Raw genomic sequence first — 855 nt, 5'->3', positions numbered from 1 at the left:
CGTGGCCGCGGTGCACCTGGCCGACGGCCGGGTCCTGGACGCCGACGTGGTCGTCGTGGGCATCGGCGCGGTACCCAACATCGCCTGGCTGGAGAGCTCCGGGATCGAGCTCGGCAACGGCGTGGTCTGCGACGCGGTCGGAGCCACCAGCCTCCCCGGGGTCGTCGCCGTCGGCGACTGCGCCGCGTGGTGGGACCCGGTCACCGCCCGCCACCAGCGGGTGGAGCACTGGACCGGGGCCGCCCAGCGCCCGGGCGTGGCCGTGTCCGCGCTGCTGGGCGAGGACCCGGCGACCCTGCCGGCGGTCAAGCCCCCCTACTTCTGGTCCGACCAGTACGGCACCCGCCTGCAGTTCGCCGGCGACGCCTCCCGCGCCGACCGCGTGGTCTACGAGCACGGCGGCCCGGGCGAGGACTCCCTGCTGGCCGTCTACTACGCCGGAGAGGAACCGGTCGCGGTGCTGGGCTGGAACCAGGTCAAGCTCTTCGGCCGCTGGCGCAAGACCCTGGAAAAGATCGCCGCTGCCGCCCGCACCCCTGCCCCGCCGCACGAGGCGGCCCAGTCCGTGGCCGCCGCTGTCGCGGCCGCGTCCCCGGCCGCCGCCGCCACCACCGCCGCCCCGGCCGCCGCGGCCGGGGTGTGAAACCGATCCACCCGTCCCACCCGTTCCGCAGTACGTTGTAAGGAGTTCGAGTTGTCGACCAATGTTGTCTCGGAGAGTCTGATCTCCACCCTGCCCGGCTCCACCTACGTGGACGAGGCCGTCTTCCGCGCCGAGCAGGAACGCATCTTCGAGCAGATGTGGTTCTGCGCCGTACGCGCCGGAGACCTCGACAAGCCCGGCGCCTACCGCAC

At 73.5% G+C, this 855-nt stretch carries 1 protein-coding gene; it reads left to right on the top strand.

Annotation, left to right across the window (positions count from 1 at the left end; translation table 11 throughout):
* A partial coding sequence (locus RF644_RS18670) for an FAD-dependent oxidoreductase (RefSeq protein ID WP_368797657.1) occupies nt 1-643 on the top strand: 643 nt, incomplete at its 5' end.
* Between the last annotated feature and the right edge of the window lie 212 nt (nt 644-855).

The organism is Kocuria sp. CPCC 205258 (assembly GCF_040981005.1).
In the GTDB taxonomy this organism is placed as follows: Bacteria; Actinomycetota; Actinomycetes; order Actinomycetales; family Micrococcaceae; genus Kocuria; species Kocuria rosea.
Note: the sequence above shows the minus strand (reverse complement) of the source record. Positions and strands in the feature narration are given on the sequence as shown.